The sequence below is a fragment of the Vibrio sp. T11.5 genome (genome assembly GCF_027587155.1).
GTDB lineage: Bacteria > Pseudomonadota > Gammaproteobacteria > Enterobacterales > Vibrionaceae > Vibrio > Vibrio neptunius.
In genome coordinates, this window is sequence record NZ_JAPPTP010000034.1 from 1 (window position 1) to 23950 (window position 23950).

Annotated in this window: 23 protein-coding genes and 9 tRNA genes; 9 read left to right on the top strand and 23 right to left on the bottom strand. The window is 45.0% G+C overall.

The features are described 5' to 3' along the window. Positions 1-643 precede the first annotated feature (643 nt). The gene (locus OH455_RS21525; RefSeq protein ID WP_269982754.1) at positions 644-1960 is read right to left on the bottom strand and encodes a cation:proton antiporter; all 1317 of its coding nucleotides are present in this window, start codon (positions 1958-1960) and stop codon (positions 644-646) included. 169 nt (positions 1961-2129) lie between these two features. Here OH455_RS21525 and metH point away from each other — a divergent pair, with 169 nt between their 5' ends. Beyond that, positions 2130-5807 (top strand): methionine synthase, encoded by a 3678-nt coding sequence (gene metH, locus OH455_RS21530; RefSeq protein ID WP_269982755.1) that lies wholly within the window; start codon positions 2130-2132, stop codon positions 5805-5807. A 63-nt stretch (positions 5808-5870) separates the two neighbouring features. On the opposite strand, the gene mgtE is transcribed toward metH, so the two are convergent. The 12 genes from mgtE to OH455_RS21590 form a co-directional block, all read right to left on the bottom strand. Further along, positions 5871-7226: a magnesium transporter gene (gene mgtE / locus OH455_RS21535; RefSeq protein ID WP_045977403.1), complete on the bottom strand. Its 1356-nt coding sequence runs from the start codon at positions 7224-7226 to the stop codon at positions 5871-5873. A 111-nt stretch (positions 7227-7337) separates the two neighbouring features. Continuing rightward, complete coding sequence (locus OH455_RS21540) at positions 7338-7616, bottom strand: HPr family phosphocarrier protein (protein ID WP_045977402.1); 279 nt, start codon at positions 7614-7616, stop codon at positions 7338-7340. Positions 7617-7619: 3 nt separating this feature from the next. Further along, on the bottom strand, positions 7620-8483 hold the full coding sequence (gene rapZ / locus OH455_RS21545) for an RNase adapter RapZ (protein WP_206371917.1): 864 nt from the start codon (positions 8481-8483) through the stop codon (positions 7620-7622). Next, on the bottom strand, positions 8483-8929 hold the full coding sequence (ptsN, locus tag OH455_RS21550; protein WP_045977400.1) for a PTS IIA-like nitrogen regulatory protein PtsN: 447 nt from the start codon (positions 8927-8929) through the stop codon (positions 8483-8485). Before ptsN ends, rapZ begins: the two co-directional genes overlap by 1 nt. A gap of 5 nt (positions 8930-8934) precedes the next feature. Then, a complete protein-coding gene (hpf, locus tag OH455_RS21555) occupies positions 8935-9222 on the bottom strand; it encodes a ribosome hibernation promoting factor (RefSeq protein ID WP_045977399.1) in 288 nt (95 codons plus the stop codon). A gap of 23 nt (positions 9223-9245) precedes the next feature. After that, positions 9246-10706 (bottom strand): RNA polymerase factor sigma-54, encoded by a 1461-nt coding sequence (locus OH455_RS21560; protein ID WP_269982756.1) that lies wholly within the window; start codon positions 10704-10706, stop codon positions 9246-9248. A gap of 51 nt (positions 10707-10757) precedes the next feature. Beyond that, on the bottom strand, positions 10758-11483 hold the full coding sequence (gene lptB, locus OH455_RS21565; RefSeq protein WP_045977397.1) for an LPS export ABC transporter ATP-binding protein: 726 nt from the start codon (positions 11481-11483) through the stop codon (positions 10758-10760). Positions 11484-11485: 2 nt separating this feature from the next. Then, the gene (gene lptA, locus OH455_RS21570) at positions 11486-11983 is read right to left on the bottom strand and encodes a lipopolysaccharide transport periplasmic protein LptA (RefSeq protein WP_045977396.1); all 498 of its coding nucleotides are present in this window, start codon (positions 11981-11983) and stop codon (positions 11486-11488) included. Further along, positions 11964-12527, bottom strand: a complete 564-nt coding sequence (gene lptC / locus OH455_RS21575) for an LPS export ABC transporter periplasmic protein LptC (protein ID WP_045977395.1) — start codon at positions 12525-12527, stop codon at positions 11964-11966. Before lptC ends, lptA begins: the two co-directional genes overlap by 20 nt. Next, on the bottom strand, positions 12524-13081 hold the full coding sequence (kdsC, locus tag OH455_RS21580) for a 3-deoxy-manno-octulosonate-8-phosphatase KdsC (protein ID WP_269982757.1): 558 nt from the start codon (positions 13079-13081) through the stop codon (positions 12524-12526). The genes lptC and kdsC overlap by 4 nt, the downstream gene beginning before the upstream one ends. Then, complete coding sequence (locus OH455_RS21585; protein WP_269982758.1) at positions 13081-14046, bottom strand: KpsF/GutQ family sugar-phosphate isomerase; 966 nt, start codon at positions 14044-14046, stop codon at positions 13081-13083. The genes kdsC and OH455_RS21585 overlap by 1 nt, the downstream gene beginning before the upstream one ends. A 27-nt stretch (positions 14047-14073) precedes the next feature. Then, positions 14074-15045 carry a calcium/sodium antiporter gene (locus tag OH455_RS21590; RefSeq protein ID WP_045977392.1) on the bottom strand — a complete coding sequence of 324 codons (972 nt, stop codon included), beginning with the start codon at positions 15043-15045 and terminating at the stop codon, positions 14074-14076. Between the two features lie 235 nt (positions 15046-15280). Between OH455_RS21590 and mlaF the strand changes: the two genes are divergently transcribed. The 8 genes from mlaF to OH455_RS21630 all read left to right on the top strand — a co-directional run bounded on the left by mlaF (position 15281) and on the right by OH455_RS21630 (position 20705). Continuing rightward, the gene (mlaF, locus tag OH455_RS21595; protein WP_045977391.1) at positions 15281-16075 is read left to right on the top strand and encodes a phospholipid ABC transporter ATP-binding protein MlaF; all 795 of its coding nucleotides are present in this window, start codon (positions 15281-15283) and stop codon (positions 16073-16075) included. Next, positions 16075-16866, top strand: a complete 792-nt coding sequence (gene mlaE, locus OH455_RS21600) for a lipid asymmetry maintenance ABC transporter permease subunit MlaE (RefSeq protein ID WP_045977390.1) — start codon at positions 16075-16077, stop codon at positions 16864-16866. The genes mlaF and mlaE overlap by 1 nt, the downstream gene beginning before the upstream one ends. Positions 16867-16868: 2 nt before the next feature. Further along, positions 16869-17360 (top strand): outer membrane lipid asymmetry maintenance protein MlaD, encoded by a 492-nt coding sequence (gene mlaD, locus OH455_RS21605; protein WP_045977389.1) that lies wholly within the window; start codon positions 16869-16871, stop codon positions 17358-17360. Between the two features lie 2 nt (positions 17361-17362). Continuing rightward, the gene (locus tag OH455_RS21610; protein WP_045977388.1) at positions 17363-18004 is read left to right on the top strand and encodes an MlaC/ttg2D family ABC transporter substrate-binding protein; all 642 of its coding nucleotides are present in this window, start codon (positions 17363-17365) and stop codon (positions 18002-18004) included. Continuing rightward, on the top strand, positions 18001-18309 hold the full coding sequence (locus OH455_RS21615) for an STAS domain-containing protein (RefSeq protein ID WP_045977387.1): 309 nt from the start codon (positions 18001-18003) through the stop codon (positions 18307-18309). The genes OH455_RS21610 and OH455_RS21615 overlap by 4 nt, the downstream gene beginning before the upstream one ends. Before the next feature lie 13 nt (positions 18310-18322). Then, the gene (gene ibaG / locus OH455_RS21620; protein WP_045977386.1) at positions 18323-18577 is read left to right on the top strand and encodes a BolA family iron metabolism protein IbaG; all 255 of its coding nucleotides are present in this window, start codon (positions 18323-18325) and stop codon (positions 18575-18577) included. A 9-nt stretch (positions 18578-18586) separates the two neighbouring features. Then, positions 18587-19852 carry a UDP-N-acetylglucosamine 1-carboxyvinyltransferase gene (murA, locus tag OH455_RS21625; RefSeq protein ID WP_269982759.1) on the top strand — a complete coding sequence of 422 codons (1266 nt, stop codon included), beginning with the start codon at positions 18587-18589 and terminating at the stop codon, positions 19850-19852. Positions 19853-19964: 112 nt separating this feature from the next. Continuing rightward, positions 19965-20705, top strand: coding sequence for a 1-acylglycerol-3-phosphate O-acyltransferase (locus tag OH455_RS21630; RefSeq protein WP_045977384.1), 741 nt, complete (start codon positions 19965-19967; stop codon positions 20703-20705). Between the two features lie 401 nt (positions 20706-21106). Here the strand turns inward: OH455_RS21630 and OH455_RS21635 are convergent. From OH455_RS21635 to mltC, 10 genes are all read right to left on the bottom strand, one after another. Further along, positions 21107-21182 (bottom strand) — tRNA-Asn (locus OH455_RS21635). A gap of 4 nt (positions 21183-21186) precedes the next feature. Next, a tRNA-Thr gene (locus tag OH455_RS21640) sits at positions 21187-21262 on the bottom strand. A gap of 40 nt (positions 21263-21302) precedes the next feature. Continuing rightward, a tRNA-Asn gene (locus OH455_RS21645) sits at positions 21303-21378 on the bottom strand. An 18-nt stretch (positions 21379-21396) separates the two neighbouring features. Then, positions 21397-21472: transfer RNA gene (locus tag OH455_RS21650), tRNA-Thr, on the bottom strand. A 53-nt stretch (positions 21473-21525) separates the two neighbouring features. Further along, positions 21526-21601, bottom strand: a tRNA-Phe gene (locus OH455_RS21655). Positions 21602-22301: 700 nt separating this feature from the next. Beyond that, a tRNA-Asn gene (locus tag OH455_RS21660) sits at positions 22302-22377 on the bottom strand. A gap of 37 nt (positions 22378-22414) precedes the next feature. Then, positions 22415-22490, bottom strand: a tRNA-Phe gene (locus OH455_RS21665). A gap of 7 nt (positions 22491-22497) precedes the next feature. Further along, positions 22498-22573: transfer RNA gene (locus tag OH455_RS21670), tRNA-Thr, on the bottom strand. Positions 22574-22627: 54 nt separating this feature from the next. Beyond that, positions 22628-22703, bottom strand: a tRNA-Phe gene (locus OH455_RS21675). 103 nt (positions 22704-22806) lie between these two features. Further along, positions 22807-23943, bottom strand: coding sequence for a membrane-bound lytic murein transglycosylase MltC (mltC, locus tag OH455_RS21680; RefSeq protein ID WP_269982760.1), 1137 nt, complete (start codon positions 23941-23943; stop codon positions 22807-22809). Positions 23944-23950: the final 7 nt, after the last annotated feature.

The following is a 23950-nucleotide window of genomic DNA, read 5'->3' on the forward strand; positions in this document are numbered from 1 at the left end:
TAGAAAGAGCCCTAACAGCAATGTTAGGGCTTTTTCGTATCTGCAGTATTACTGTTGGTCTGTGACCAATGGTTCCCAATTAGAAATAGGCCCGAACTAGGCATCCCCAATGTTTGGAACTTGTTGAGAAATGCGGGGGTAGAGCACAACTACTCTCTTGCGGAGAATGAGCTCAACTTGAGCACAGAAGACCCTAGCTCATACTTATTCCCGACCTCAACAGCTATGCTGGGTAACTGGTTGCAAGTGCGGAGTTATTTTGCTCTTTGGCTAATGGGTTTATACATACTGCAGGACTAGTGACCCAAGGTTTACCGAGAAACTTAAGCTTTGCAGTTGATCTGTTATTGGAAAACTATTTACTTAAAGATTGACTGACGGCTCTATAACTAGTTATGGAGGCGAAACAAAAGTGAATTTACCGCCATTTGCGCATAGACCAGTATAGGAACTTGGTTCTTGGTGAAAGTCATAATCAACTCCTATCTACAGATAGTTACAATCTGCTCAAACAACTTTCCACCCTATTGATTCCACCCTATTGATTCCAGCCCTGAAAGTGAATAAGCGTCCATCTCTGTTTATCGCCGGATAACAAAAAGCCGCTCATAGAGCGGCTTTCAAATGGGTAATTCGATATTGGTTATTCTTTATCAGATGACTTCACTGAGCTCGGCTCAGGCTGCATTTCTTTCTCTGCTTTCTTTGCTTTTTCTATCATAGGAGTGATTGTCGAACCTTGAACGAGGATCGAGAACACCACGACAGAATAAGTCATGACTAGAATGATTTCTTTTACGTCGATGAGTTTGTCTTGGATAACCCAAATCCCTGAAGGGATGGAAAGCGCCATCGCTAACGCTAGACCACCTCGTAGCCCACCCCAAGTCAGAATTTTTACTGACCAAGGGTTGTACTGACGATGACGTTTAAATCCAATATATGAACAGAACACGCTTAGATAGCGAGCAGCGAGTACTAATGGAACTGAAAACGCCATGAGAATCCAATCTTCCTTATGGAATTCAAATAGCAACATCGACATACCTATTAATAGGAACAGAACGCCGTTGAGGAACTCATCGACCAGCTCCCAGAAATGATCGAGGTGATCTTCACTTTCTTTAGAGAATCCGATAAATCGGGTCCAGTTCCCGATCATAATACCGGATACCACCATCGCTAATGGTCCTGAAACGTGCAGAACTTCAGCAAACGCATAGCCAGCGGTCGGTATACCTATGGTCAGTAGTAACTCCATAGAGTGGTCATCGGTCGCACTGATAAGGTAGTGGAACAGCAGGCCAAGTGCAAAACCATAGACGATGCCGCCAATGGCTTCCTGAATGAACAGCATTGTCACGCTTCCAACCGTTGGCGCTTCAGTGCCAAAAGCGATCGTAAACAGGGTGACAAAAATGACGAGACCAAAACCATCGTTAAATAAGGACTCACCTTCGATCTGGGTTGAGATACGTTCCGGCGCATCCAGCTTTTTTACGATAGCCAGTACTGCAATTGGGTCAGTTGGAGAGATTAATGCACCAAATAATAGGCAGTAAACTAAGTCGAATTGCACGCCTATCAAATGGCAGAAACCATAAAGTGCGAAACCAATAAAGAAGGTCGAGAACAGTGTTGCTCCCAGCGCGAGCACTGTAATTTCCCATTTTTGGTTTTTAAGATGAGGGAGTTTAATCCCCAAACCGCCTGCAAATAGGAGAAAGCCTAAGATCCCTTTCAGCAAAAAATCTTCGAAGTTAATGCTCGACATTGTCTTCGAAGCAATTTCTGTTAAATGGAACCAGTTGTTTTGACCTGCAATAAGAATAAGAAGAGATAAAACCATTGAGCCTGCAGTGATGGCAATTGTGGTTTGCATTTTACCTATCTTGCTGTTTACAAAAGCGATTAACATTGCTGCTGCGGACAGAAAACAGAGAGTGTAATAGACCGACATTGGATACCCAGGATGTAACAAATTATGAAGGAGAATTTTGTTCTCGACGTGATTAAATAGCAAACACTTTTTTGTCATGTAGAGGTGATTAATTTAGTCATTTAGACGTCTAGACTCCTTTTTAATGTGTGATAGGATGGAAAGATAACTAAAGGAATGAGGCTGTACTGTGGGAAGTAATATAAGACAACAGATAGAAGCTCAACTAAGTAAGCGCATCTTACTGATAGATGGTGGTATGGGGACCATGATCCAGAGCCATAAGCTGGGAGAAGCTGACTATAGAGGTGAGCGTTTTTCCGATTGGCATTGTGACCTGAAAGGCAATAATGATCTTTTGGTTCTGACACAGCCCAAATTAATTAAAGATATCCATGCCGAGTATTTGGAAGCTGGCGCGGATATTCTTGAGACCAACACATTTAACGCAACGACCATCGCAATGGCTGACTACGATATGGAAAGCCTGAGTGAAGAAATAAACTTTGAAGCTGCTAGGCTCGCTCGCGAAGTGGCAGACGAGTGGACGGCAAAAACCCCAGATAGGCCACGCTATGTGGCCGGTGTTCTCGGCCCAACGAACCGTACTTGTTCGATTTCACCTGATGTAAATGACCCCGGTTATCGCAATGTTACGTTTGATGAGCTAGTTGCTGCGTATTCTGAATCGACGCGCGCCTTAATTAAAGGTGGCTCAGACCTCATTCTAATTGAAACGATTTTTGATACCTTAAATGCGAAGGCTTGTGCCTTTGCTGTCGACAGTGTTTTCGAAGAGATGGGTGTTAGATTACCGATCATGATTTCGGGAACGATCACTGATGCTTCAGGACGAACGCTTTCTGGTCAAACAACGGAAGCGTTTTACAATTCACTACGTCACGTTCAGCCGCTGTCATTTGGTTTGAACTGTGCTTTAGGCCCAGACGAGCTCCGTCCATACGTTGAAGAAATGTCACGTATTTCAGAAAGCTTTGTCTCCGCGCACCCGAATGCGGGCTTACCGAATGCATTTGGTGAATACGACCTCTCACCAGAGGACATGGCCAAGCACGTTAAAGAATGGGCGGAAAGCGGCTTCCTGAACTTAATAGGCGGGTGTTGTGGTACCACACCAGAACATATTCGTCAGATGGCAGAGGCCGTTGAAGGTGTGGCTCCCCGTCAACTCCCAGACTTAAATGTGGCGTGTCGTTTGTCTGGTCTTGAGTCGCTAGCTATTGAAAAAGACACTTTATTCGTCAATGTTGGTGAACGAACTAACGTGACTGGCTCTGCTCGTTTCAAGCGCTTGATTAAAGAAGAGCTCTATGATGAAGCGTTAGAAGTTGCTCGGCAGCAGGTGGAAAATGGCGCTCAGATCATCGATATCAATATGGATGAGGGCATGTTGGATGCCGAAGCATGTATGGTGCGTTTCCTCAATCTGTGTGCATCTGAGCCAGAGATCTCTAAAGTACCTATCATGGTCGACTCTTCTAAGTGGGAGGTCATTGAAGCCGGACTGAAATGTATTCAAGGTAAAGGTATTGTTAACTCTATCTCGCTCAAAGAAGGCAAAGAGAAGTTTATTGAGCAGGCTAAGCTAATCCGTCGCTATGGTGCTGCTGTCATCGTAATGGCGTTTGATGAAGTAGGACAGGCAGAAACACGCGAACGTAAGCTTGAAATCTGTACCAACGCCTACCGCATTCTGGTTGATGAAGTCGGCTTCCCACCTGAAGACATTATCTTTGACCCGAATATCTTTGCTGTTGCGACAGGTATTGAAGAGCACAACAATTATGCGGTCGATTTTATCGGCGCTGTTGCCGATATTAAACGAGATTTGCCGCATGCGATGATTTCTGGCGGTGTGTCGAACGTCTCGTTCTCGTTCCGTGGTAATAACTATGTACGTGAAGCAATTCACGCTGTATTCCTTTATCACTGTTTCAAAAATGGTATGGATATGGGGATCGTCAATGCAGGCCAACTGGAGATTTACGACAACGTCCCAGAGAAATTGCGTGAAGCCGTAGAAGACGTGGTACTAAACCGTCGCGATGATGGTACCGAGCGCTTGCTCGATATTGCTACTGAGTACGCAGGTAAAGGTGTCGGTAAGGAAGAAGATGCCTCTGCGCTTGAATGGCGTACTTGGGCAGTTGAGAAGCGATTAGAGCATGCATTAGTCAAGGGGATCACCGAGTTTATCGTTGAAGATACTGAAGAGGCTCGTGTGAATGCCAGTAAACCATTGGAGGTGATTGAAGGGCCGCTAATGGATGGCATGAATGTGGTCGGCGACTTATTTGGCGAAGGTAAAATGTTCCTTCCTCAAGTGGTGAAATCCGCACGTGTCATGAAGCAGGCAGTAGCGCATTTAGAGCCGTTCATTAACAAGGAAAAACAAGCGGGTTCTTCAAACGGTAAGATACTACTGGCAACAGTGAAAGGGGATGTTCACGATATTGGTAAGAATATCGTCGGTGTTGTTCTGCAATGTAACAACTATGAGATCATTGATCTTGGCGTGATGGTGCCATGTGAGCAGATCCTCAAGGTCGCCAAAGAAGAGAATGTAGATATTATTGGTTTGTCCGGCCTAATTACTCCTTCATTGGACGAAATGGTGCATGTGGCGAAAGAGATGGAGCGTCTTGATTTCGATCTGCCATTACTGATCGGTGGCGCGACAACGTCGAAAGCACACACTGCGGTTAAGATTGAGCAAAACTACAAGCACCCAGTGGTTTACGTTAACAATGCTTCAAGAGCCGTTGGAGTATGCACTTCATTGCTGTCTGACGAGCGTCGTCCTGAATTTGTTGAAAAACTTGATGCCGACTACGTGCGTGTACGTGACCAGCATAATCGCAAGAAACCGCGTACGAAACCTATCACTTTAGAACAAGCACGAGCAAATAAGGTCGCGATTGACTGGGAAGCGTATACTCCACCAGAGCCAGCTAAACCGGGTGTACATGTTTTCGATGATTTTGAGGTAGCAACGTTACGTGAATACATTGACTGGACTCCATTCTTTATGACTTGGTCTTTAGTTGGTAAGTACCCTGTCATTCTTGAACACGAAGAAGTCGGAGAAGAAGCAAAGAGGTTGTTTGCTGATGCGAATGAGCTGCTTGATAGGGTCGAGCGAGAAGGTTTGCTTAAAGCACGTGGTATGTGTGCGTTATTCCCAGCAGCAAGTGTTGGAGATGATATCGAAGTGTACACCGATGAGTCGCGTACTAAAGTGGCTAAAGTATTACACAATCTTCGTCAGCAGACTGAGAAGCCTAAAGGCTATAATTACTGTCTCTCTGATTACATCGCACCAAAATCTTCAGGTAAGAAAGACTGGATTGGCGCATTCGCGGTAACCGGTGGTATTGGAGAACGTGAACTCGCTGATGAATACAAAGCAGCGGGAGATGATTACAACGCGATTATGATTCAAGCTGTGGCGGATCGCTTGGCTGAAGCTTTTGCTGAGTACCTGCATGAAAAAGTGCGTAAGGAAATTTGGGGATATTCTGCGGATGAAGATCTTTCTAACGATGATCTGATTCGTGAAAAATATCAAGGTATTCGCCCAGCTCCAGGTTATCCAGCCTGTCCAGAGCATACTGAGAAAGGTCCACTTTGGGAGTTGCTCAAGGTGGAAGAGACGATTGAGATGTCTTTGACCAGCAGCTATGCAATGTGGCCAGGAGCGTCTGTATCAGGGTGGTACTTCTCTCACCCAGATTCACGTTACTTTGCGATCGCGCAGATCCAGCCGGATCAGGTCGAAAGTTACGCTGATCGTAAAGGTTGGGATAGGTTAGAAGCTGAAAAGTGGTTAGGACCAAATATTAACTAATTCTCTACAAGTTGGCTCAAAAAAGCACAGCAAAAGCTGTGCTTTTTATTTGATGATTACCTATCAGATCATAATGGTAGCAAGACCAAGGAACACGGAGAGGCCAATCACATCGGTGACTGTGGTTAATGCCATCCCTCCGGCCAAAGCAGGGTCGATATTCATTTTCTTTAATAAGATAGGGATGGTGACCCCGGCGATTCCGGCGACCAGAAGGTTGGTTAACATGGCTGCGGAAATAATCCCGCCGAGCATCCAGTTACCTTTCCATGCTATGACGATACCACCAATGATCAGTGCCCACATGATACCGTTCAACAGGCCGATTGCTGCTTCTTTCATTAGCAGCTCGCGTTTGTTGGCATCACCGATATGGCCCAATGCGAGGCCTCGGATTACCAGAGCAACAGTTTGGTTGCCTGCCACGCCGCCCATAGAAGGAACGATAGTCATCAAAACAGCAATGGCCGCCATCTGATTTAATGTGGCTTCAAACATGTTTGAAACTGATGCCGCCGCAAGCGCAGCTAACACGTTTGCACCTAGCCAGATACTCCGCTTACGAGCCGACTTAACCACCGGTGCAAAGGTATCTTCATCATCGTCCATACCCGCCATACTCATCATGGAGTGTTCCGCGTCTTCACGAATTACATCTACCACGTCATCAATGGTAATACGACCGACAAGATGCTGGTTCTCGTCAATGACGGGAGCGGAAACCCAGTTACGGCGCTCAAACAGGCTGGCAATATCGGAATCGCTCATGGTGACTTCGATGGCTTCGTCCACATCTTGCATCACTTCAGAGACTTTTATATCGGGTTGGGTAGTGATTAGGGTCGTGATCGGCAATTGACCGAGCAGCTGGCTGTTCTCATCTATTACATACAGTGCGTCGGTTGCTTCAGGCAGCTCCCCTTTCATACGCAAATAACGCAAGACGACATCGACATCGACATCACCACGAATGGTGATTACGTCGGTGTTCATCAGCCCGCCAGCGCTATCCTCAGGGTAAGAAAGCGCGGTTTCCACTCGCAAGCGATCGGCGGTGTCCATTTGGGACAGAACTTCACGTGAGACATCGTCTGGTAGACTACGTAAAACGTAAGCAACATCATCAGTGTCCATACCCTCTGTCGCTTCGGCCAGCATTTCGGGTTCCATTTTAGAAACCAGAGCATCTTTGACGTCTTCGTTCAATTCATCGAGGATTTCACCGTAATCTTCGGGATCAGTAAGTTGCCAAAGGACTTCACGACTTTTACGTGGAGAGGCTTCTAAGAGATGGGCAATATCTTCTGGTTCCATGTCATGAAGCTGACGACGGACATGGACAAATCGACCATTTTCTAGAGCTTCTGTGACTTCTTGGAGGGCTTGGTGAGCTTGGTCAAATTCAATTTGCTCGGCCATACATTCCCCCTAACTCTATTTGCTTACAATGCGTCGAATAGTAACTTAATTTTAGTGTTTATTTAATAAGTTAATATGAAGGTAGTGATTTTTCTTGTATCAGTGGAAAAATTATTCTGCTTCTTCGAACTTGGCTTCAATTAACTGGCAGACCGCTTCAAGGGCAGGATTGGCATCATTGCCTTCAGCGTTAATGGTGACATGCTCGCCTTGAGCGGATTCGAGCATTAATAAACCCATGACGCTGTCAGCGGTTGCCTCTTTACCTTCATGGTTTTGAATGGTGAGAATAGCGTCGAAAGACTGGGCTAGTTCGACGAGTTTAACAGCAGCGCGAGCATGGAGCCCCAGTCTGTTCTGAATGAGGACGGTTCTACTCTGTTGCTGCATACGCTATTCCTTATGTATTTTCTCTAATGTAGTGTGGCGAATTTGGACCTGATGACCCATTTTTGCGAAGTAGTCGCCAATTTGCTGAGTGAGGTAAACAGAGCGATGTTTACCGCCTGTGCAGCCAATTGCTACGGTTAAATAACTACGGTTGTTTTTTTCTAATAATGGCAGCCAGTTTTCGATGAATTTCTGGATCTGCTGTTTAAGATCCAATACATCTTGATGACTTTCCAGAAAAGATTTAATCGGTGTATCGAGCCCCGTCATTGGACGTAATGCGGGTTCCCAATGTGGGTTCGGCAGAAAACGTACATCAAACACATAGTCTGCATCACTTGGCAAGCCATACTTAAAGCCAAATGACTGAAATACCATCACTAAATCTTTGCGTTCTCGACCTTCAACGCGCATGCGAACAGTCTCACTTAAGTCATGTAGTGATTGGTTGCTGCTATCGATGATCAGATCGGCATGCTCTTTCAATGGGGAAAGAATACAACGTTCTTTTTCAATGGCTTGTTCAAGTGAGGTATTTTCGAGACTGAGTGAAAGAGGGTGTATACGCCTCGTTTCACTGTAGCGTTTGAGCAACGTGTCTTTTTGGGCATCTAAGAACAGTACACTGACATCTGACGACTTCTTTAACCTAGTCAGAACATCAGTAACTAAATTCGGCTCTGTTGGCAGGTTACGGATATCAATACTGACTGCTACGTTTTGTTTGCTAGATTTTACCGATTTAACGAAATTATCGAGCAAATTTACTGGCAGGTTATCGACGCAGTAATAACCTAAATCTTCGAGTACGCGCAGAGCGACGCTTTTTCCCGCACCAGATTGACCACTGACGACAATGAGGCGCATTACTGATTCACCATAATGGCATAAAGTTCTTCGTCGGACTGAGCTTTGCGTAGCTGTTTGAGAATCTGTTTGTTATTTAAACGCTCTGCCATGCTAGACAGGGTTTTGAGGTGCTCTTTGCACTGTGCGTCAGGCACAAGCAGGGCAAAAAGAAGATCAACAGGGCGATTATCTATCGAGTCAAACTCGACAGGGGATTGGCATTGAATAAGAACCGCAACAGCTTTGTCGCTGGATTGCATACGAGCATGGGGAATGGCTATTCCATTTCCGATGCCAGTACTGCCCATCTTTTCTCGGCTAAGCATGCATTCGAAAAGTTCGGTAGAGTTTTGTCCGGTCTGCTCAGCGACGATTTCACTGATCATTTCCAGAGCGCGTTTTTTACTGGTACATTGGACCGCACTTTTGGTGCAGTCCAATGAAAGGATTTCGCTTAATTGCATGGTATCTAGTGGGTATTTAGTTTTGCTTTATGCTTGTTGAGCTGCCTAACCAGTTTGTCAACAAGAGCGTCGATAGCGGCATACATGCTTTCTTCGTCGGCAGATGCATGAATTTCGCCCTGATTTACGTGAAGGGTAGCTTCTGCGATTTGACGGAGTTTTTCAACTTTTAAAACAACATGAACGTTATTTATGTGGTCAAAGAAACGTTCAAGCTTTTGAAACTTTTCGTTTACGTAGTCTTGCATTGAATCGGTGAGATCAACGTGTTGGCCATTAATATTGATTTGCATAGACTTTCCTTCTCGTTTAGTGCCTAAAGCAGGCGTTTGCGCTGACTGGAAGGGGCAATGCCTAGTGATTCTCGGTATTTAGCTATTGTTCGTCTAGCGACCTGAATCCCTTGGTCAGCGAGTAGAGCTGCAATCTTGCTGTCACTCAGCGGTTTAGCACTGTTTTCAGCAGCTACGAGCTTTTTAATTAGGGCTCTAATTGCAGTTGATGAACATTCTCCACCATTATCGGTACTGACATGGCTGGAGAAGAAATACTTTAGTTCGAAAATACCACGAGGCGTATGCATGTATTTTTGAGTAGTTACCCGTGAAATTGTCGATTCGTGCATGTCGACATCTAATGCGACGTCGTTCAGCACCATTGGTTTCATCGCTTCTTCACCATACTCGAAAAAATCGCGTTGATGTTCAACAATGCACTTAGCAACTTTGAGTAGTGTCTCATTTCTACTTTCCAAGCTCTTAATGAGCCATTTTGCTTCCTGCAGGTTTGAGCGAATATACTGGCTATCTGAATTGTTTCCTTTGCCTAGCGCTGCGTATTGTTGATTGACTTTAAGGCGTGGTACGGAGTCTGGGTTGATAGTGACTACCCATTTACCATGATCCTTAAACACAGAAACATCAGGAATGACGTATTCTGCGTGCTCAGCTGATATTCGGCTTCCGGGTCTAGGATCGAGCTGCTGAATAAGCTTGAGTGCTTCTTTAAGTTCAGCTTCTTTCAGTTTGGCTTCTTTAATTATTAACTTGTAATCACGATTTCCCAACTGTTCTATGTGGTCAGTTAGTACTAACTTAGCTTCTTTGAGCCACGGTGTATCTTCAGGAAAAGTCGCTAATTGCAAGAGCAGGCAATCTTGCAGATTGTGTGATGCTACGCCGAGTGGATCAAATTGCTGGATTCGTTTGCGAACCGCTTCGATTTCATCTAATTCGATTTCTTCGTGATTGAAACTTTCTAAAATATCGCCAGTGGAAATGGTTAAGTAGCCATAGTCATCGATTGCGTCTATGATTGCCATCGCTATGGTGCGGTCTGTCTCGCTAAAAGGTGTCAGATCCAATTGCCAAGTCAGGTAGTCATGCAGTGATTGCGTAGTTTCACCCTGATAAACAGGGGTGTCGTCATCAAGAGCAATCCCTGTACTGCCAGTGTTGGCGCTATAGACATCTTCCCAAGTGGTATCAATTTCAAGTTCATTGCTGATTTCAGATTTTTCGATAAGCTCTGAACTGTCTTTGACTTCAGACTCTGTCACTTCAGCACTTGGGTCTTTTTCCTCACTCGCTGACTTGTCTTCGACATTTGAGGTCTCGTCGCCGCCTTCTTCTACTTCTAGGAGAGGATTAGAATCCAAGGCTTCCTGAATTTCCTGTTGAAGATCTAACGTTGACAACTGCAGCAAACGGATGGCTTGCTGAAGCTGTGGGGTCATCGCTAACTGCTGTCCTAGCTTGAGTTGTAATGAGGGTTTCATTCAGTATTACTTGCCTTAGATGCTATAGAATCTTACCGTTCTTCACTTTAATCATAGACGGAATTGTTCGCCGAGATAAACTTGTTTTACCTGTTCGTTGTTAAGCACTTGTTCTGGTGTGCCTTCTGCAATCAGGTGTCCTTGGCTCACAATATACGCTTTTTCACACACGTCTAATGTTTCTCGGACGTTGTGGTCGGTAATCAAAACGCCTAGCCCGCGATCACGCAGATGTTCAATGATTTTCTTAATATCAATGACCGATATTGGGTCAACACCCGCGAAAGGCTCGTCCAGTAAGATAAATTGTGGGTTCGCAGCCAAAGCTCGAGCGATTTCAACACGACGACGTTCACCCCCTGATAGTGCCATACCTGCACTGTGGCGAATGTGCTGAATGTGGAATTCTTCCAATAAGTCTTCCAACTTATCTTGGCGTTGCTCACGGGTTAGCTCTTCACGTGTTTCTAGTACCGCCATGATGTTATGCTCAACTGACAATTTACGGAAGATAGATGCTTCTTGTGGGAGATAGCCAATACCCATGCGAGAACGACTATGCATCGGTAGAATACTGATATCTTGACCGTCAATAGTAATTGACCCTTCATCGCGAGCTACCAAGCCGACAATCATATAAAACGAAGTGGTTTTACCTGCTCCGTTCGGACCAAGCAACCCTACAATTTGTCCTGAAGTGACTTCTAGACTGACGTCAGTAACTACTTTGCGATTTCCGTAGGTCTTTGCTAAATGCTCTGCTTTGAGTTTTGCCATAATTATTCTTGCACTGCTTGTGGCTGAAGAACTGTTGAGACGCGGTCGCCTTTCTCTTTACCATCAGCAATGAGCTTTTGAGAAGAGATTTTATAGCGGATTTTGGTACCACGAATAACACTATCGTCTTGGGACAACATCGCTTTATCGATCATTGTGAGTTGATCGTCTACCATTACGTAGTAAAGCTCTTTTGCTTCACCGTAGAGGGTTTTTCCATCATCAGTAAGCTGTGAGAAAGTGGCTAAATCGCCGTATCCTTCGATTTCTTGAATAGACCCATCACTAGGGTCGCGAGTCACGATGACTTTATCGGCATTAATATTTATGCTGCCTTGCTTGAGCTTCACGTCACCAAGAAAGGTCACTTTGTTGCTCTGCATATCAAGCTGTTGGCTGTCTGAATCGATGTAGACAGGCTGATCTTGATCGGTAGACAGCGCCAGAGCATGCCCAGAAATCAGCAAACAAGAAATTAGACTAAGGTGTGAGAGTTTCATATCTACCCTGTACGTGTTTGTAGAGGATGGCGTTGTTTTCAGCAAAGTTGCCTTTCATTGCCTGACCTACTGTTTCAAACTGAGGACCAACCAAGGTCACTTGGTTGTCTGCCCAAAAATCGCGATTATCCAACTGGATGCCGAGTACATCCGTTGACATGGTGTCAAAGCCAGAATCTGGCAATAGGTTTTTCGCCAATACGTTGTCATATAATGTCAGCACATGATCTTGCCCTAGAATGCCTCGGTCAGCAGTGACCTCCCACTCTTGGGTTGTGCCTTCTTTGTATACTTTTAAGACCGGTTGATCAAAAAAGGTATCACCACTTTTTGCATAGTGATCGAGTTTAACGGATGTGATGATGTAGCTGCGAATACCTTCCTGGTTGTATGAGGTATTCACTAAATCTTCACCGCTAAACATGGGTAGCTCGGTATCCGGTTCTACCTGAATGTCGTACCCCTGTCCTTTATCAAATAGGTAGTAAGTCGACCAACAGATAACAAATGCCAGTATCAGGTAACCGATACGGGATAAACTCATATACTTAGACCTTTGTGGACATCAAGTTCATTGCGTGCTTGTAAAATGAGGTCACACACTTCTCTGACTGCACCGTGTCCGCCACGTATTGAAGTGACGTAATTTGCGCGTTGAGCCAGGAGTGGATGTCCGTCAGCGACACAGACTTTTAAAGCTACTTTTTCCATGACAGGCCAGTCAATAAGATCATCACCTATATAGCCGGTGTGCTCTGGCGCAATATTCAATTTGCTGCAAATGTCCTGATAAGCTTTTACTTTATCGTCTTGCCCTTGGTAAATCAGTGATATTCCCAGAGCATTCATGCGATTCTCAACAATACGTGATTGTCGACCAGTGATAATAGCGATTTTGATGCCCGCATTCATCAAAGATTTAACGCCGTATCCATCTCGTGTATGAAATGTTTTTAGCTCTTCTCCATCATTACCCATGTAAATAAGACCGTCAGAGAAGACGCCATCGACATCGCAGATTAACAATCTAATTTCTTTGGCAATGTTAAGCGTGTTTTGTTCCACTGGTTTATACAGGGTTTCAATTAATTTCGACATCACATCACCCCCGCTTTTAACAAATCATGCATGTTTAATGCACCGACAACCTTACCGTCTAGGCATAGAATTAAGCCATTAATGCTTTTTTGCTGCATAAGATTTAGGCCTTCAGCAGCAAGAATGTTCGGACTGGCGGTCGTGGGGTTGGTCGTCATCACTTCACCAATCAAAGCACTGTGAATATCAATTCGCTTATCGAGAATACGGCGTAGATCGCCGTCAGTGAAAATCCCTACTAGATGTTGGTGGCTATCAACGACTGCAGTCATTCCTAAGCCTTTCTGGCTGATTTCCAGCAATGCTTCTCGGACTACAGTATCTGGTGTGACTAAAGGTAGTTGATCATCCGTGTGCATGATGTCTGATAGTTTAAGCAGCAACTTTCTGCCTAATGCGCCACCGGGGTGCGAGAGGGCAAAATCTTCAGCGGTAAAACCGCGAGCCTGCAGCAAAGCAACCGCCAGTGCGTCACCCATGGCCAATGTCGCGGTGGTACTTGCTGTTGGAGCCAATCCCAGTGGGCAAGCTTCTTTGGGAACCGTAATCTGTAAGTGAAAGTCAGATAGCTTCGCCATAGTCGAGCTTGGCTTGCCTGTCATGCTAATGATTTTGATGTTGAGGCGCTTCAAAACAGGAAAAAGCCCTAAGATTTCGGCTGATTCTCCTGAGTTGGAGATCGCAAGCACGATATCACCAGGTTTGATCATTCCCAAGTCGCCATGAGCGGCTTCACCTGGGTGAACAAAGAATGCGGATGTTCCAGTGCTAGCTAGTGAAGCGGCAATTTTATTACCAATATGTCCTGATTTACCCATCCCCATGACAGCAACCTTACCTTCTCTATTGGCAAGAATGAGTTCACAGGCTTGGATGAAATCCTCATTAAAATATTGATCTAGCTGCTCAAGGGCTTCGATTTCTGTTTTTAGTACTTCAAGAGCAGCAGAGCGAAAATCAAACATGTCACACTCCGGCAGGCAAAAATAAAGTTAAGCTGTCATGTTCAGGATGAGATATCCTTGATAAGCAATAAAACAGCAGAATAATACAGCACCTTCAGCTCGGTTGATACTACGAGATTTACCCAATGCCATTGCAACCAGCAACAATGAGACGCCTAGCATTATCCAAAAGTCTCGCCCCATTGCATATTCACTAAGTGTGGCAGGGTTGAGGATGCCTGGAATGCCCATGACTGCGAGAATATTGAATACGTTAGATCCAATGATATTGCCAACGGCCATATCGTCTTCGCCCTTCATGACACCCGCTAGTGAAGCCGCGAGTTCTGGTAAACTGGTTCCTACAGCAATGATGGTTAAGCCGATAACAAGATCACTCATACCGTAGTATTGGGCGATAAATACAGCGTTAGTCACGAGCGTATCTGCGGCGACCGGCAGGAGTACCAAACCAATCACAACCCATATTGCTGCTTTACCATTACTGACGCCTTCTGGTATTTCTGACTCTTGTTCTACTAATAGCGGATCATCACTGCCCGCTTTTTTCTCCTTTTTGCTGATGCGCAGCATAGCGATAATAAAGGCCGCAAACAGAACGAAAAGAAGTACGCCTTCGTAAAAACCTAAGTGGCTGTCCCACAGTAAGATACCAGCCAAAATCGTTACGCCAATCATAAGTGGTAGTTCTCGGCGTAATACTGCTGAGCTGATTGAGAGAGGTTTGATCATCGCTGTGATGCCAAGAATCAGCGCAATGTTGGCAATATTAGAGCCTAAAACATTGCCTACCGCAGTATCGGTTTTTCCATCAAGAGCGGCGGTTGCTGATACCATCATTTCAGGTGCTGAAGAGCCCATTGCTAGAATGGTCATACCGATCACCAGTGGAGATATTCCGACATTTCGGGCTAGAGCCGCGGCGCCAAAAACAAGCTTATCTGCACTCCATACCAGAATGACTAATCCTACGACTAGAAACGCAATGGCTTCAAACATGATGATCCTTAATTTTGTGTACAACGGGACAAATTTAACCGTTAATTTTGACGGTTTAGGGGCGAAAAGGGAAGCAATTAATTATTAACTATTTAAATTGATGGCGATTATATGTGGCTACAATGAAACCGACTTCTAATATTAACAGGTCTACCATATTTAATTGAACAGTGCTTTTAATTTTCACACAATGTGCTTATGATTGCCCATTCTAAGCGCTAAGTCAGGGTCCAACATGTCCTCAGTAGATCTCGTAACCATTAAAAATCTGACTTTTTCCCGTGGGGAAAGGAAGATATTTGATGATATTAGCTTACAGGTGCCAAAAGGTAAGGTCACCGCCATTATGGGGCCTTCAGGTATAGGCAAGACGACGTTACTCCGTCTGATTGGTGGTCAGATTTATCCAGAGCGAGGTGAGGTGTGGTTTGATGGTAAGAATATTCCGTCACTCAGCCGCAAAAAATTGTACAAAGAGCGTAAGAAAATGAGCATGTTATTCCAATCTGGAGCCTTGTTCACTGATCTTAACGTGTTTGACAATGTTGCCTTTCCACTTCGTGAGCATACCGACTTAAATGAAAGATTTATTCGAACCTTAGTACTACTCAAATTAGAGGCGGTGGGGCTTCGTGGGGCTTCTCAGTTGATGCCAAGTGAGTTGTCGGGTGGAATGGCTCGTCGAGCCGCACTAGCCCGTGCCATCGCCCTTGACCCAGAACTGATTATGTACGATGAGCCTTTTGTGGGGCAAGATCCGATCACTATGGGAGTGTTGGTGGAGCTGATACGTAACCTTAATCAAGCACTCGGTGTGACTTCTATCGTTGTTTCTCATGATGTGCCTGAAGTGATGAGTATCGCCGATTGGGTCTATATTCTGGCTAACGGTAAAATTATAGCTAAAGGGTCGCCACAAGCCCTGCGTGATAACCCTGATCCACAGGTTCAACAATTTCTCAAAGGAGACGCAGATGGCCCTGTACCATTTCGTTATCCAGCTCAGTCTATAGAGAAGGAGCTATTCTGATGGTTTCTGGCTTCGCGAATTTTGTCGCATCAACAGGACGCAGAGCGATGGGTGTTTGTGAGTCGTTTGGCCGTGCTAGCTTAATGCTCCTTGGTGCGCTAGCTTCTCGTCCACGTCCAATCCAAAACTTCCCTTTGCTGGTAAAACAACTCTACAGCGTTGGCGTTCAGTCTCTGATCATTATTGTACTGTCTGGCCTATTTATTGGCATGGTATTGAGCTTACAGGGTTACGTCATCTTGGTCGATTTTGGCGCTGAAGGCGCCTTGGGCCAGATGGTAGCCTTGTCACTCCTGCGGGAACTGGGGCCTGTGGTAACAGCATTGCTATTTGCTGGGCGAGCGGGTTCTGCATTGACGGCTGAAATTGGCCTAATGAAAGCCACAGAGCAGCTGTCCAGTATGGAAATGATGGCCATCGACCCATTAAAACGAGTGATAGCACCGCGTTTTTGGGCTGGTGTGATTTCTATGCCAATGCTAGCCATGATTTTTATGGCTATTGGTATTTGGGGTGGCCAGTTAGTGGGGGTTGATTGGAAAGGTATTGACCACGGTAGTTTTTGGTCAGCCATGCAAGCTTCTGTTGAATTAGGGCAAGATATTGGTAACAGCATGATTAAGAGTCTAGTGTTTGCCATTGCCGTAACTTGGATAGCACTGTTTAACGGTTACGATGCCATTCCCACTTCGGAAGGTATTAGCCGTGCAACGACACGCACTGTCGTACACTCTTCATTGGCGGTACTAGGCTTAGACTTTGTACTGACTGCATTGATGTTTGGGAACTAAGTATGCAACAAACAAGAAAAACTGAATTATGGGTCGGCAGCTTTGTCCTTGCTGGAATTTGCGCAATTCTAGTGATGATTTTTCAAGTCGCTGACGTAAAGGGCATTGGCTCAAATGATACTTACTCACTGAAAGCAGAGTTCGACAATATCGGCAGTCTTAAAGTCCGCTCGCCAGTGAAAGTGGGTGGTGTTGTTATTGGGCGAGTGACGGACATTGGGTTAGATACTGAAAACTTGTTACCTGTCGTGACGATGGCGATTAACAGTCAATTTGACCAATTTCCAGAAACTTCCAGCGTTAAGATTTTAACTTCTGGCCTTATTGGCGAGCAGTACATTGGTTTAACGCCGGGCTTTGTTTTTGATGACGAGCAAATGCTGGTGGAAGGTGACTATATTGAAGACACTAAATCCGCTCTAGTTTTAGAAGACTTGATCGGCCAGGTGCTGTACAGCGTTGGCGGTTCTGATTCGGCTAAAGAAGAGGAATAATCATGCTGAAAAAGTTAGTACTTACTTTAGTGACATTTGCTTTGTCGAGCACCGCTTGGGCGGCTCAAATAGATAAAACCCAGCCTTACCAGATGATGAAACAGGTGTCTGAGCAGGCATTTGCCAGACTGAAAGCTGAGCAAGATAAAGTACATCAGGATCCGGATTACCTTAAAGTGATTGTTGAGGAGGAGCTGATGCCATATGTCAATGAAAAGTATGCAGCACTTAAGCTTTTAGGTCCTAACTTGAAAGGGGCAAAGCGAGAGGATGTTGGTACGTTCATTGAAGCATTTCGAGCTTATCTTGTCAGTTCGTATGCTCAGGTACTAACTCAGTACACTGACCAAGATATCGAGTTTGGCCCAGAACCAAAATCCAGTCCGAAGAAAAGCATTGCTGGCGTGAAAGTTGAAATCATTGATGCACCACGTCCAAACATCAAACTTGAGTTTAAACTCCGGAAGGATAAAAAGACTGGTGAATGGAAGGCGTTTGATATGATCGCTGAGGGCATTAGCCTATTGTCAAGCAAACAGTCTGAATGGAGTGGGAAATTACGTCAGGAAGGCATTCTTGCAGTAGCAAAAGATTTAGAAGATCTCGCGGCGAAGCCAATTCGTTTTGAAGGTAAAGCACAATGAGCACTGAGCAGTGGTTACGTTTGTCTGACAGCCAATACCAAATTACTGGGTCGCTAGATAGAGAGTCAGTACCTGCCCTATGGCGCTCTTTATGCAACTGGAAAACAACCAGCTCGACGATTGAAATCAGCTTAGAAAAGATTGAAAGAGTTGATTCAGCGGGCATGGTGATGCTAATTCATCTATTAGAGCATGCAAAAAAGCAAAACTGTCATATAATGCTCAGCTTCGTGCCAAAACAACTGCTAACTTTATTTCAGTTGAGTAATATCGAAGAGCTTATCGATGGGCATTTAAAGAATTAAACAGGGGTAAATTGTGGATAGCGCAAAAGTACAACAGATTTTAGAAGAAGCACTTAGCCTAGAAGAGTTACACGTTAAAGGTGAAGGCAGCCATTACGAAGTGGTCGCTGTTGATGCTAGCTTCGAAGGAATGAGCCGCGTTAAGAAGCAACAAATGATTTACGCTCCATTGATGGAATATATCCAAAGAAATGACATCCATGCCGTTTCCATTAAAGCTTACTCACCAGAAGAGTGGGCACGTGATAAGAAGTTGATGTCACTGTAAGGGTTAATGATGGATAAGTTTAGAGTAAAAGGATCAAAACAACCTCTGGTTGGTGAAGTCACAATCTCTGGTGCGAAAAACGCAGCATTGCCAATTCTTTTCGCCTCTATTTTAGCGGAAGAGCCCGTTGAAGTAGCCAACGTGCCGCATCTGCGTGATATCGACACGACGATGGAATTGCTCAAACGTCTAGGTGCCAAAGTAGAACGTAATGGTTCTGTACACGTTGACCCGAGCAGTATTAATGAATATTGCGCTCCTTATGACCTAGTGAAGACGATGCGTGCATCTATCTGGGCATTGGGTCCATTGGTGGCGCGTTTTGGTCAAGGTCAAGTATCTTTACCTGGCGGTTGTGCTATTGGTGCACGTCCTGTGGATCTGCATATCCATGGGCTAGAGCAGCTAGGTGCCACAATCATACTGGAAGATGGTTACGTTAAAGCTAGTGTGGATGGTCGTCTGAAAGGTGCGCACATTGTGATGGATAAGGTCAGTGTAGGCGCAACGATTACGATTATGTGTGCTGCGACTCTGGCTGAGGGCAAGACAGTACTGGATAACGCAGCGCGTGAGCCAGAAATTGTTGATACGGCGGAATTCCTGAATACGCTTGGTGCTAAGATTTCTGGTGCTGGTACTGATACCATCACCATTGAAGGGGTTGAACGTCTCGGTGGTGGTCAACATGCTGTCGTTGCTGACCGTATTGAGACAGGGACTTTCCTTGTCGCTGCTGCTGTGTCTGGCGGTAAAGTTGTGTGTCGCAATACCAAGGCTCAACTCCTTGAGGCAGTGTTGGCTAAGCTGGAAGAAGCTGGCGCGAAAGTTGAGACAGGCGAAGACTGGATTTCAGTTGATATGACAGACCGAGAACTTAAAGCGGTGACAGTACGTACAGCGCCGCACCCAGGTTTTCCAACAGACATGCAAGCTCAGTTCACTCTACTGAATTTAATGGCGAAAGGCGGTGGTGTGATCACAGAAACTATTTTTGAGAACCGTTTTATGCATGTACCTGAACTAATGCGTATGGGGGCTAAAGCTGAAATCGAAGGCAACACTGTGATTTGTGGTGATGTCGAAGAACTCAGCGGTGCGCAAGTCATGGCGACGGATTTGCGTGCTTCAGCGAGCTTGGTTATCGCAGGCTGTATTGCGAATGGTGAGACGATTGTTGATCGTATTTATCATATCGATCGCGGTTACGATAAAATCGAAGATAAATTGTCTGCTCTCGGTGCCAATATAGAACGATTTCGGGACTCTAACTAAGTTCAGCTAACATTTGTAAGCCGAAACGAGAGTTTCGGCTTTTTTATAAGCGTTAGATCAGTTAGAGTCATGGGCAAATCTTATTGACTACTTTGTTCTTGGAGAGCAACTAATGATTGCACTACTACGTGTGTTCGCTGTCGCGATTTTTGCAATTGTGATGTTTGTGTTTGGGTGTGGCTATTGTTTGCTGAGCCCGCGTAACCCTAAACACGTTTTTACCTTTGGGCGCCTATTTGGCAAGATGTCACGTGTATTTGGCATCACACTAGAACTGCGCTTACCAGAAGATGCATACAAGCGTGGGCAGCATATATATATTGCCAACCATCAGAACAACTGGGATTTGTTTACCGTGTCTTCTGCTGTGACGCCAAAAGTAGTCACAGTAGGCAAGAAGAGCTTGGCGTGGATGCCATTGTTTGGCCAACTTTACTGGTTAACAGGTAATATTCTGATTGACCGTGCGAACCGCTCAAAGGCGAAGGGGACTATCGATCAGGTTGTGGATAGCATGAATCAGAGTGATGTATCCGTCTGGATGTTCCCTGAAGGCACGCGTTCACGTGGTCGTGGCTTACTACCGTTTAAAACAGGTGCCTTCCATGCAGCGATTGGTGCTCAACTACCCATTATTCCAATTGTATGCAGCTCGACCGATGGGCTTAAGATCAATCGTTGGAATAATGGACATGTTATTGTTGAGATGCTGCCACCCATTATTACTGAAGGGTACGGGAAAGAGAGTATTCGCGAACTTTCTACTCTTTGTCGAGAACAGATGAAAGACAAGCTAGAGTCATTGGACAAAGAAGTGGAGCAGCTCAATGAGAAAGCGGGCGTAAAAGTTTAATCTGGTCTGATATCTATCTACAGCAGCCTCAGTCATCGACTGGGGCTTTTTTGTACTAAGTGTAAAGTGCCAGTACTGGTAGTTTAAACAAGCAAAACGACGGATTAATGAGCTTATAAGATCAGAGGGTCGACGAATGTATTGTTTAGACAAACCAAGAGATGTGGAGATTGTTGCTCTTATGCATGCGTATCATCTGAGTATTTAATACTAGTGGCGATTATCGAGACCACAAGCTCAACAAATGGGTCGTTACGCAACAACGGAAAAAGCCAAGTCTTTCGACTTGGCTTCTTGAAAGTGGCTCCCCCTGCGGGACTCAACGCGGCCGGCTAGGTCTGAGACATTGCTTTGCACTAGATACGAAAAAGCCTCATCTTCTGATGAGGCTTTTTCTAATATGGCTCCCCCTGCGGGACTCGAACCTGCGACATACGGATTAACAGTCCGCCGTTCTACCAACTGAACTAAGGGGGAATAATGGTGCCGACTACCGGAATCGAACTGGTGACCTACTGATTACAAGTCAGTTGCTCTACCTACTGAGCTAAGTCGGCGCCTTTTTTCATCAATAGGCTTTCGCGTACTGATTGAATGTGGCTCCCCCTGCGGGACTCGAACCTGCGACATACGGATTAACAGTCCGCCGTTCTACCAACTGAACTAAGGGGGAATTATTCGTTTAAAGAAATGGTGCCGACTACCGGAATCGAACTGGTGACCTACTGATTACAAGTCAGTTGCTCTACCTACTGAGCTAAGTCGGCACACTTTATTCTTTAACTATTGTTCGTGCTAAGCACCAACAATTAATAAATTGTGGTGCCCGGAGGCGGAATCGAACCACCGACACGAGGATTTTCAATCCTCTGCTCTACCGACTGAGCTATCCGGGCGACGAGGTGTATTAAAAGGCTTTTCGCCTTAGAGGTCAACATTAAATTGCAAAAAAAATATCGTTTGTTGTTTTTCTATACTTAATGGGCTGTTTTTGCTCATTTCGGATAATAAATGTATAGCCAGCAACAGAAGTTCTACCCGATAGAGTAGGGAATAATGTATTTAGATAGCCAAAAAACATACCTTAAAGGGTACTTTTCAGTTGTTTAAGAGACGAATTAGTGTCTAGTCCTGAACTAGTTCAGCCGGTTTTTCTGGATATTGGCAAACTGAACTCAATTTTCTGCGTATTTTGGCTCGACTATAGCAGCCTGAATCAGTACTACTGCCTGTTATTTACGCCTAGAAGTTTAGTGGGAGATTATCTTCGAGCAGTGAGAATAAAATCAAAGTTCCGTAAAAAGTTGAGATGCTATGAGAAAGGTGCAGTGAGGTTTTTGAACGTTGAATCGATTGAGGGTTGGAAGTAGGCGCAGTCGAATAGCAGTATGTAGCCGACGAGCTCTGAGACATTTACTTGGAACAAGTAAGGCGCAGTGAAAAACAAAAAAAGCCAAGTCTTTCGACTTGGCTTCTTGAAAGTGGCTCCCCCTGCGGGACTTAACGCGGCCGGCTAGGTCTGAGACATTGCTTTGGAACAAAGCAGGAGCATTAGATATGAAAAAGCCTCATCGTCTGATGAGGCTTTTTCTAATATGGCTCCCCCTGCGGGACTCGAACCTGCGACATACGGATTAACAGTCCGCCGTTCTACCAACTGAACTAAGGGGGAATTATTTGTGTTATCTTATCAGATAAGCACCAAATAATGGTGCCTCGAGGCGGAATCGAACCACCGACACGAGGATTTTCAATCCTCTGCTCTACCGACTGAGCTATCGAGGCAAAAGAATGGTGCCGACTACCGGAATCGAACTGGTGACCTACTGATTACAAGTCAGTTGCTCTACCTACTGAGCTAAGTCGGCACACTTTATTCTTTTACTAATTGTTCGTGCGAGGCACCAACAATAAAGAAATTGTGGTGCCCGGAGGCGGAATCGAACCACCGACACGAGGATTTTCAATCCTCTGCTCTACCGACTGAGCTATCCGGGCAACGGAGCGCTATTAAACGGATTTTCCGTCTTGCCGTCAACTTGTTTTTAGAAAAAAATTCAAAAAAGTGGTTGAGTGCCGATAATTTAGGCGTTTTTAGTGCTTATGATTTACCAGCGTTAAAATCCTTTTTGAATTTTGTTACTTTTTCGAGATAACGGCGCGCTTCTGCGTTTGGATGTTTTTTCGTCAATGCCCAATAAACCTGATTTGGCTTTAGAGAGTTAAGGTCGCGCATTGCTCGTTTTCTATCATTACGATTGAAAGTATTGAGCACACCGCCAGTCCCCCCGTTGTAAGCAGAGATCATGCTGTATTCGAGAGACGTCGGGTGGCGAACATCTTTGAGATAACGATTCTTCAGAATGTAGAAATAAGCGGTACCGGTATCTATGTTGTTTTCTGGATTAAATAGATATTCAGGGGATGGCTGACCAGACTTCTTCTTCACCAACTTAAACACATCACGCCCTGCGGTTTTAGGTACAACCTGCATAAGCCCGTAGGCGTTGGCCCAACTTACAGCATATGGGTTAAAACTACTTTCTGTTTTGATAATCGCGTAGATCAGATCTTCTGGAATACCATAGCGGCGTGAAGCTCTTTGAACGATATCAGCATACTTATAGCTGCGTATCTCAAATTGTTCCTCAACCATCGGAATTTCCACGTAATAGGCTTTTTTGAAGTCGACGTTTTTGACTTTGAGCTTGTTGGTAATCAGGTAATCGGCAAATCGGTTTGCTCGCCACGACCATTGAATCGGCTTGTTATCTTGGTCGACGACCTGACGATAAAGAAACGGTTGGCCTTCAAGCTTGATGTCTTTGGAGGAGAATAAGTCTACGTTTGCTGGGTCATCGGGGGTTAGCAGTGTGGTCACTATCGCGTTTTTCAGATGCCCTTTTGGATCGGTTGGTGAAACGGTTTCGATAATAATGGTGCCCTTATCAAAATTGACTTCTGAACGACTTAGGTAATTGTCGATGTATTTGACGTAGTTGCTCTTGCCTGCAAATTTTATTTCTCCGCGTCCCCAACGTTTTGCAATGTTGCCTGAGAAGCTACTGATCAAGGCATCGAGTGCCGCCGTATCTTTCTGAAACTGACCTGGTAGCTCGGCCAAGTTTTTGGCAAAGCGATTGGTTGGTTCAAAGTTCACATCGTAGATATTTTCAATGAACTCACGGCTACAACCCGTAAGCGCCATTGCCAGAAAAAAGTAAGCTAACTTATTCATATTTCTC